The sequence below is a fragment of the Rubrimonas sp. genome, assembly GCF_036788415.1.
Classification (GTDB): Bacteria; Pseudomonadota; Alphaproteobacteria; order Rhodobacterales; family Rhodobacteraceae; genus Rubrimonas.
Window position 1 is genome coordinate 34002 of record NZ_DAIQNN010000022.1, and the last position, 7975, is coordinate 41976.

A 7975-nucleotide genomic window follows, 5' to 3' on the forward strand; every position below is an offset into this window, starting at 1 on the left:
GCCGACAGGCGGCCCGCGCCGCCGCCGCGCGACCTTGAAGGGTTGCGCGGCGGCGAACTTCACCGCCCTCGGGGACGTGGCCTCGGAGAATGGGCGGCTCAAGCTGGTCGAAGCCAGACCGGCGTCTCAAAGACGCGGCCCGTCCAGAATGGCGGCGCGGATCGGCGGGGCGGTCCGATCTCCCTCAGGCGTAGCGCACGGCGGTCGTCACGCCGCGCGCGCCGGGGGCCAGAATTCCGGGCAGGCGGGCGGGGAGGTCCTCGAACGCAACTTCCTGCGTGATGAGCGCGTCGAGCGCGGGGTCCCGCAGCAGTCGCACCGCAAGCGCCATCCTTCGGGCGTGCGTCCAGCGGGGGCGGCGGGCGGGCGGGAGCGCGCCGACCTGGCTCGACAGGATCCGCAGCCGCCGCGCATGGAACGCCCCGCCGAGGGGGACCGGAGTCTCGCCGGCCCCGTGCCAGCTCATCTCCACCAGCGTTCCCTCCTCGCCGAGGCTGTCGAGCGCGGTGCATAGACCCGCCGCGGTCGCGGAGGTGTGAAAGGCGAGATCGCACTCCGCGACCGCGTTCGCATCCGCGGTAAACTTTACGCCAACGGCCTCCGCGACCGCTTGGGGGCCGCTATGTAAGTCGATAAGGGTGACGTCCGCGCCCGGAATGCGCGACAGCAACGCCGCCGTCAGGAGCCCCAGCGCTCCGGCGCCGACGACCGCGATGCGGTCGCCCGCCGAGGCGCCGCTGTCCCACACCGCGTTGAGCGCCGTCTCCATGTTGGCGGCGAGGATGGCGCGGCGGGGCGGCAGGTCGTCGGGCAGTGGAGTGACGTTCGCCTCGGGCGCGACGAAGAACGACTGGTGGGGATGCAGCGCGAAGACGCTGCGCCCCACAAGGGAGCGAGGGCCATGCTCGACCACGCCGACCGCGGCGTAGCCGTATTTGACCGGGAAGGGAAACTCCCCCTCCTGCATCGGCGCGCGCATCCGCAGCCGCTCGCTTTCGGGCACGCGGCCCTCGAAGACCAGCCGCTCGGTGCCCCGGCTGATCCCGCTCCACAGCGTGCGCACCCCGACCAGCCCCGGCCCCGGGCGCGCGGCGCAGCTGCGCAACTCCGACTGGCGTGGCCCGACATGCCATAGCGCCCGCGCCGCCACCGCCTCGTTCATCGCGTCTTCTCCCCTGTCCCTTCGTCCAGAAAGACCCCGCATCATGGCCGACGCAATCCCCCTCGCGCCGTTCGCCGCCGACCCCGACCTGACCCCGGCGGGTCTCCAGAGCCGCCGGACGCTGACCCGCCGGCGCGCGCTGGTCGCCGTCCTCAACCTCGCGACGCTCGCGGCGCTCGGCTGGGGCCTCGCGCAAGTCTTCGGCGCCGGCGGCTGGTCGGCTGCGGAGGTGGTGATCTACGTCTGCTTCCTGATCGGCGCGCCCTGGACTGTGATGGGCATGTGGAACGCCGCGCTGGGGCTGTGGGTGCTGCACGGGCCGCGCGGCATGGCCGACGCCGCGCCGGTCGTCGCCGAGCCCGATCCCGCGCCGATCCGCGTCCGCGTCGCCGTCGCGATGTGCCTGCGCAACGAGGACCCCGCCCGCGCGCTGGCCCGCCTCGCCGCGATCCGCGACAGCCTCGACGCGACCGGATGGGGAAGCCAGTTCGACGTCTTCGCCTTGTCCGACAGCGACGATCCCGTCATCGCCGCCGAGGAGGCGCGTCTGTTCGACGCCCTCAAGCCGCGGCTCGGCGCAGGCGCCCGGTATCGCCGCCGGGCGGTCAACGAGGCGTGGAAAGCGGGCAACATCCGCGATTTCCTGCGCCGCTGGGGGGCGGAGTACGACCTTTTCCTGCCGCTCGACAGCGACAGCCTGATGGGCGGCGAGACGATCCTGCGCATGACGCGGGTGATGCAGGCGCAACCGCGCATCGGCATCCTGCAGAGCCTTGTGGTGGGCGCGCCATCCGACAGCCTGTTCGCGCGGCTGTTCCAGTTCGGGATGCGGCACGGCATGCGCAGCTACACCGCCGGCGCGGTGTGGTGGCAGGGCGAGGCCTGCGCCTATTGGGGCCACAACGCGCTGATCCGCACGGCGCCCTTCCGCGCCAAATGCCGTCTGCCGGCGCTGCCGGGCGAGCCGCCGCTCGGTGGGCACATCCTCAGCCACGACCAGATCGAGGCGGCGCTGATGCGGCGGGCGGGCTACGAATGCCGCATCCTCGCGGTCGAGAGCGACAGCTTCGAGGACAACCCGCCGACGCTGCTCGACTTCCTCAAGCGCGACCATCGCTGGTGCAACGGCAACATGCAGTATTTCCCGCTGGTCGGCTTGCGCGGACTCGCGCCGCTCAGCCGGTTCCAGATCGTCGCCGCCATCGCGATGTATTTCGGCGGGCCGGCCTGGATGGCGATGACGCTGGCGGCGGCCAGCATGATGGCGTTCGCCGAGCCGGGCGGGCTGAACCTCGCTTTCGGAATCGCGATGTTCTTCATCATGTTCTCGGTGTCGCTCGCGCCCAAGGTCGCGGGCTGGATCGACGTGGCGGCGACCCGCGGCGGCGTCGCGCGCTATGGCGGGGCGGCGCGTTTCGCGGCGGGCGCAGTCGCGGAGACGGTGTTCTCGATGCTGCTCGCCCCGGTCGCGGCTTTCGCGGTTACGGTGTTCATGATCGGCCTGGCTTTCGGTCGGCGCATCTCGTGGTCGGGCCAGCAGCGCGATCTGAGCCGGGTCAGCTGGCGGCAGGCGGCGCGCGCGATGTGGCCGCAGACGCTGGCGGGCCTCGCGCTCGGCGGCGCGGTGGCGATCAACGCGCCGGGCGCGCTCGTCTGGGCGGCGCCGGTGGTCGCGGGCCTTGCGCTCGCCATCCCGTTCACGGTGCTGACCGCGAGCCCGGCGCTGGGGCGCGCCGCCCGCCGCGTCGGCCTGTGCGCGACGCCCGAGGAACTCGCGCCGCCGCCGGTTCTGCGGGCGCTGACCGACGGCCTGGTCCCGGTCGAGCCCCTGCGCGCCGCCTGAGGCCCGGCCGGTTCGACGCGACGCGGGGGAGCGGCTAGACTGCGGGTCCTTTCCCTCGCAAGGCCCCGCCGATGATACCTTCCCAACGCGCGCTTTTCGACATTCCGCGCGACGTCGCCTACCTGAACTGCGGCTATATGGGGCCGCTGCCGCGCGCGACGCTGGCGGCGGGTGCGGCGGGGGCGGCGCGCAAGGCCCGGCCCTGGACGCTGACGCCGGCGGATTTCTTCGGCGAGGCAGAGGCCGCCCGGGGGGGCTTCGCCGCGCTGGTCGGCGCCGACGCCGAGGGGGTGGCGCTCGTCCCCTCCGCCTCCTACGGGCTCTCGACGGCGGCGGCGAACCTGACGCTCGGGCCGGGGCGGCGCGTGGCGACGCTGGCCGAGCAGTTCCCCTCCAACGTCTATCCCTGGCGCGACAAGGCGGCGCGCGAGGGCGGCGAGGTGGTGGCCGTCGCAGCGCCCCCGGACGGCGATCTGACGCGCGCCGTGCTCGACGCGATCGACGAGCGCTGCGCGATCGTCGCGCTGCCGAACGTGCTGTGGACCTCCGGCGCGCTGGTCGATTTGGTCGCAGTGGGCGCGAGGGCGCGCGCGGTGGGCGCGGCGCTGGTGCTCGACCTCACCCAATCGGCGGGGGCGATGGCGACCGATCTCGGCGCGATCCAGCCCGATTTCGCGGTCGCCGCCGGCTACAAATGGCTGCTCTGTCCTTACGCGACCGGCTTTCTGTGGGTGAGCCCGCGCTGGCGGAACGGCCGCCCGCTGGAGCAGACCTGGCTGGGGCGGGGCGGGTCGGAGGCGTTCGCGCGGCTGGTGGAGTATCGCGACGACTTCCAGCCGGGCGCGCGGCGCTTCGACATGGGCGAGCGGTCGGATTTCGCCGCGCTGCCGGCGATGATCGCCTCGCTCGATCTGATCGCGTCGTGGACGCCCGAGGCGGTGGGCCGCACGCTGGCCGCCCGCACCGCCCGGATCGCCGCGCGGCTGGAGGGGCTCGGCCTGTCCTGCCCGACGGCGCATCTGCGCGGGCCGCATTTCCTGTCGGCGGCGCTGCCGGACGACGCGCCCGAGGACCTCGTGGCGCGGCTCGCGGCGCGGTCGGTCTTCGTCAGCCAGCGGGGGCGATCGCTGCGGATCACGCCCCATCTCTACAATGACGACGCCGACGAGGATCGGCTGATCGCAGCTCTGGGAGGGGCGCTATGATCGCAAGACTTTCGACAATCGCGGCGGTTCTGCTCGCGCTGACGGCCGCGCCGGCCCCGGCGCAGGAAGGCGAGGCGGCCTTGCGCGCCCGCATCGCCGAACTCGAGGCGCAGGCCGCGCGCGACGCCGAGACCATCGCCGCGCTGAGGGCGCGCATCGAGGAGGGGATCGAGCAGGCCGATCCCGGGGCGTTGCGCGGGCGCCTTCAGAACCTGACGCTCGAGAATCAGGAACTGCGCAGCCTGGTCTCGCGCTGCGAGACCGACCGCGACCGGATCGAGCGCGCGTTGCGCAGCGCCGAGGCGTCGCTGCGCGGGGCTGAAGTCGATGCGCGCCGCGCCCGCGACGAGGCGCGCGACGCCCGTCGCGACGCCGACCGCGCGCGGTCTGACGCCCGCTATCAGCGGTCGCAGGCCGCCCGTTGCCGGTGAGGCCCGCGCGATCTCAGGCCGAGTAGCCGCCCGAAGCCAGCCAGGCGACCTCTTCCTTGGTCGGCGGGCGCTTGAGCGCCTCGTTGCGGAAGGGGAAGCGCCCGAAGCGGCGAATCAGGTCGCGATGCGCCACGGCGTGCTTGAGGTTGTTCTCGCCGGTCTCGGGCATCCGCGTCAGGATCAGCCGCACGCAGCGGTCCTGATCCATCAGCGATTCCGCATGCATCAGGGGCAGATAGAAGAACTGCCGCTCCGGCTCGCCGACCTTGCGGTCATGGCCGAGATGGATCGCCCGCTTGGCCAGCGCCACCGCGCGCGCGTCGCCCCGGAACGCATCCGCCGCGCCGCGCCAGATGTTGCGGGGGAACTGGTCGAGCAGGATCAGCAGGGCCAGCGCCTCGCGGGGATGCAGGATCCACTTCTCGAGATAGCCGTCGCGCGCCGCGCGCACGGCGGTCTCGAACCGCTCGGCGATCTCGCGGTCGAGCTCGGGGTCGCCGGAGTACCATTTCAGGGGCCCGACTTCGTCCAGCCAGAAGTCGAGCACTTGCTCGGGGGTCGTCATGTCAGCCTCCACCAGGTCGCAGCCTCCCGCGCCGGTCTGTCGCCGGCATGGCCACACTGCGCCCAGAGCGTGAACCGAACGTCAAGCGGGATTTACATCTTCATGACGCGCGGCCTCGTCCTCGGCCGCTGCGAGTTGTTCCTGAACGACATCCTGCGCGATTTCGAGGGCCACGGCGGTCGAGGCGGGAAGGATCGGCGCGAAGGGCGCGGTGTCCGCGGGCGCGGGCGCCGGGCGGCGCGTCATCCGCCAGGCGCCGTAGAGCCCGATGATCCCGAGCAGCGCCGCGACGTAATGGAAGAACCCCGACGGCCCGAACTGCGCCATCAGAAGACCAACGAGGATCGGCCCGCCGACCGCCCCCACGCCGTTGAGAAACAGGAGCCCCGCCGAGGAGGCCGCCATGTCCTCGGGCTGGAGGTAGTCGTTGGTGTGGGCGATCGCCAGGGAGTAGAGCGGATTGACCGCGCCCCCGATCACCGCAGCCGCGGCGACCAATCCCCAGAAACCCGAGACCGCACCCGCGAGTCCGGCGATGGAGCCCATCGCGCAGAGCGCCACGATCACCTTTCGCCGGTCCATGCGGTCGGACGCGTAGCCCACCGGCCAGATCATCGCCATGCCGCCGATGTAGATCGATGCGGCGAGGATCGAGATCTGCGGCACCGTCAGACCGGCCTCGACGCCATAGACGCCGATCATCCCGAACAGCGCGGCGTAAACCCCGCCGAGCGCGAAGGCCGTGAAACAGCCGAGCGGCGAGGCCGCGATCAACTCCCGCAGCGTCATCCGCCGCGTCGTCTGGAACACCGGCGCGGGCGTCACAGAGAGAAGAATCGGCGCGAAGCTGACCGAGATCAGCACCGAGATCAGCACGAACAGCGTGTAGCCGCCGGGGTCGGCGAGCACGAGAAAGGCCTGCGCGCCGACGATGCCGATCATCTGCATCATCATGTAGGCCGACAGCGCCTGCCCGCGCGTCTCGTTGGTGGCGCGGTCGTTGAGCCAGCTCTCGGCGACGACGTAGACGCCGCAGAAGCAGAACCCCACCAGAAGCCGCAATGCGATCCACACCCACGGATCGGGGATCGCGGCGTAGAGGATGAACGCGGCAGAAATCAGCGAGGCGAGCGCTGCGAAGACGCGCACATGGCCGACGCGGCGGATCATCTCCGGCGCGGCCTTGGCCCCGATCAGGAAGCCGAGGAAATAGGCCGACATCACGAAGGAAAGCGGCTGCGCGCCCATCCCCTCCATCGCCCCGCGCACGCCGAGCAGCGTTCCCTGAAGCCCGTTGCCGAGCATCAGCAGCAGGATGCCGAAGAGCAGCGCCCAGCTGTCGCGCAGCACCGCCAGCATCGCCCGCCTCCTGTCCGCGCGCTCAAGCCGCGTGCATCTCATCGGCGGGGGGCGCCGGTCAAGCGGCGAAGCGCCGGTCAGGCGGGGAGGGGATCCTCCACGAACTCCACGGGCCGGGTCCACTGGATCAGCACGACGCAGCCTTCGTCCGACCAGACCGAGTGCTCCGAACCAACAGCGTTGACGATCAGCGCGCCGGCGGCGTGACGGCCCCGCTCGTCGGATTGCGCCCCTTCCAGCACGAGGATGGTCTCGAGGCCCGGGTGGCGGTGGCGCGGGATGCGGGCGCCGGGGGCGTAGCGCAGCAGGGCCAGCGCCGGCTCGCCCTCGACCAGCGGGCAGATCTCGACGCCCTCGCGGAACGGCGCGAAGGCGGCGTCGCGCCAGCCGCCGGCCAGCAGGTCGGGGAAGGCGCGCGCGTCAGCCATCGAGGGCGCCGAGGATTGCGTCGGTCTCGGCGGCCCAGCCGACGATGGCGCCTTGGGCGACGATCATGGCGATGGCGGCCTCCTTGAAATCAGGGAAGTAGCTTTCGGTCGCGTCGGTCGCGAGCAGGCAGTCGAAGCCGCGGTCGTTGGCCTCGCGCATGGTGGTCTGCACGCAGACCTCCGTCGTCACGCCGGCGAAGACGAGCTGGCGCAGCCCGAGCCGCGCGAGCGTCGGTCCGAACTCGGTGGCGTGGAAGGCGCCCTTGCCGGGCTTGTCGATCACCGTCTCGCCGGGCGCGGGGGCGCAGGCGGCGACGATCTCCGCGCCGGGCTCGCCCGCGATCAGGATGCGCCCCATCGGGCCCGGATCTCCGATGCGCAAGGACGGCGCGCCGCGCAGGCGCTTGGCGGGCGGGCAGTCCGACAGATCGGGGCGATGGCACTCGCGGGTGTGGATCACGGGGCGCCCCGCGCGACGGAACCCCGCGATGAGGCTGGCGACTGTGGGCACGATGGCCTCCAGCCGCGTCACGTCGTTGCCGAGCGCCGCGCCGAAGCCGCCGGGCTCGATGAAGTCGCGCTGCATGTCGATGACGACGAGCCCGACGGCGTCGCGGTCGAGCGGGAAGGCGAAGGGCTTCGCGTCTATCGCGGGCATCAGTGCTTGCCCGCCATGCGCCGGCCGATCTCGGCGCGGTCGGCCTGCGCCGCGCTCGCCTCATAGGCGATGCGGCCCTCCGACATCACCAGAACGCGGTCCGAAAGGTCCATGATCTCGTCGAGGTCCTCCGAGATGAGCAGCACGGCGGCGCCGGCGTCACGTGCGGCCATCAGGCGGGCGCGGATCTCGCCCGCCGCGCCGAAATCGAGGCCGAAGCACGGGTTGGCGCAGATCAGCAGCCGCACGTCGCCCGACAGCTCGCGCGCCAGCGCCGCGCGCTGGACATTGCCGCCCGAGAGCGTGGAGATCGGCGCGTCGATG

General features: G+C 72.3%; 8 protein-coding genes and 1 pseudogene. 3 read left to right on the plus strand and 6 right to left on the minus strand.

Going from position 1 to position 7975, the window contains the following annotated elements:
* Positions 1-184 precede the first annotated feature (184 nt).
* Complete coding sequence (locus tag V7Q31_RS07825; protein ID WP_333833137.1) at positions 185-1162, minus strand: zinc-dependent alcohol dehydrogenase; 978 nt, start codon at positions 1160-1162, stop codon at positions 185-187.
* Positions 1163-1205: 43 nt separating this feature from the next.
* On the opposite strand from V7Q31_RS07825, the gene mdoH reads away from it, so the two are divergent.
* The 3 genes from mdoH to V7Q31_RS07840 all read left to right on the plus strand — a co-directional run bounded on the left by mdoH (position 1206) and on the right by V7Q31_RS07840 (position 4641).
* On the plus strand, positions 1206-3005 hold the full coding sequence (gene mdoH / locus V7Q31_RS07830) for a glucans biosynthesis glucosyltransferase MdoH (protein ID WP_333833138.1): 1800 nt from the start codon (positions 1206-1208) through the stop codon (positions 3003-3005).
* 71 nt (positions 3006-3076) lie between these two features.
* Positions 3077-4210, plus strand: coding sequence for an aminotransferase class V-fold PLP-dependent enzyme (locus tag V7Q31_RS07835; RefSeq protein ID WP_333833139.1), 1134 nt, complete (start codon positions 3077-3079; stop codon positions 4208-4210).
* Positions 4207-4641 carry a hypothetical protein gene (locus V7Q31_RS07840; protein WP_333833140.1) on the plus strand — a complete coding sequence of 145 codons (435 nt, stop codon included), beginning with the start codon at positions 4207-4209 and terminating at the stop codon, positions 4639-4641. Before V7Q31_RS07835 ends, V7Q31_RS07840 begins: the two co-directional genes overlap by 4 nt.
* A 13-nt stretch (positions 4642-4654) precedes the next feature.
* Here V7Q31_RS07840 and V7Q31_RS07845 read toward each other — a convergent pair whose 3' ends face one another.
* From V7Q31_RS07845 to V7Q31_RS07865, 5 genes and pseudogenes are all read right to left on the minus strand, one after another.
* On the minus strand, positions 4655-5206 hold the full coding sequence (locus V7Q31_RS07845; RefSeq protein ID WP_333833141.1) for a DUF924 family protein: 552 nt from the start codon (positions 5204-5206) through the stop codon (positions 4655-4657).
* An 81-nt stretch (positions 5207-5287) separates the two neighbouring features.
* Positions 5288-6565 (minus strand): MFS transporter, encoded by a 1278-nt coding sequence (locus tag V7Q31_RS07850; RefSeq protein WP_333833142.1) that lies wholly within the window; start codon positions 6563-6565, stop codon positions 5288-5290.
* A 77-nt stretch (positions 6566-6642) separates the two neighbouring features.
* On the minus strand, positions 6643-6993 hold the full coding sequence (locus tag V7Q31_RS07855; RefSeq protein WP_333833143.1) for a cupin domain-containing protein: 351 nt from the start codon (positions 6991-6993) through the stop codon (positions 6643-6645).
* Positions 6986-7651 (minus strand): cysteine hydrolase family protein, encoded by a 666-nt coding sequence (locus V7Q31_RS07860; RefSeq protein WP_333833144.1) that lies wholly within the window; start codon positions 7649-7651, stop codon positions 6986-6988. The genes V7Q31_RS07855 and V7Q31_RS07860 overlap by 8 nt, the downstream gene beginning before the upstream one ends.
* Positions 7651-7975 (minus strand): annotated as a pseudogene (locus V7Q31_RS07865) (ABC transporter ATP-binding protein); the annotation flags it as partial. The gene V7Q31_RS07860 and the pseudogene V7Q31_RS07865, both read right to left, overlap by 1 nt.